Source organism: Wenzhouxiangella sp. YN1, assembly GCF_056324145.1.
In genome coordinates this window covers 1-674 of the sequence record NZ_JBJNIO010000021.1, presented here as the reverse complement: position 1 = coordinate 674, position 674 = coordinate 1, and the positions used below count along the sequence as shown (strand labels likewise).

The window sequence follows — 674 nt, the reverse complement described above, 5'->3', positions numbered from 1 at the left end:
GATGAAGGCTGTTGCCAAGATGATAAGGCGACACCTCGATGGCATCGTCGCCTGGGTGAAAACACGCCAGACCAATGGCTTCCTGGAAGCGATCAACGGACTCTTCCAAGCTGCAAAACGAAAAGCCCGAGGCTACACGCGGCTGAGCACAGCACGGACGGTGATCTTCCTGCTGGCGGGGAAGCTCGACCTCCGAAGCATCAATCCGCATGTGCATGCTTAACCCACTTGGAATTCAACAGACCCCTATTTATCAAGTGGTTAATAAGCCATCATTGGCCCTCCTCAATAACTAGAAAACGTACTCATCAGGCCGGGTTGTGAGGTTATTGCCGGTTCATCTTCTTGATTTCCCCGCGCCCTTTGCTGGTTGGTGCCCGACCGTTGATTTGAACTGCGTGTCTTTGGCCGAACAGATAAGCTTCCGGGGCTCCGTCTTGCACAGGATTTCTCGGCACTTTAGGTGATCTCGGCCTGCTCCGAGTTGTTCTCGTTATATCGGCTGCCCGCCCTCGGTGGTTGTCAAGCTAGAAGTCGCCTTATCCATGTTCACGCAGCCTGATTTTCCGGCTGCTCTGCCTTCTCCGGGTTCAGCCAGACGGTTCCGACCGGTGACCAGTTCCGAGTATCTCCGCTCCAGCGCTGTGGGTGCTGGTCTCGTGCCGCCTGGTAGA

General features: G+C 55.3%; 1 protein-coding gene. It reads left to right on the top strand.

What is annotated here, in order from left to right:
• The coding region (locus ACEWQZ_RS00040) for a transposase (RefSeq protein WP_476481029.1) at nucleotides 1–223 on the top strand (223 nt) is incomplete at its 5' end.
• Between the last annotated feature and the right edge of the window lie 451 nt (nucleotides 224–674).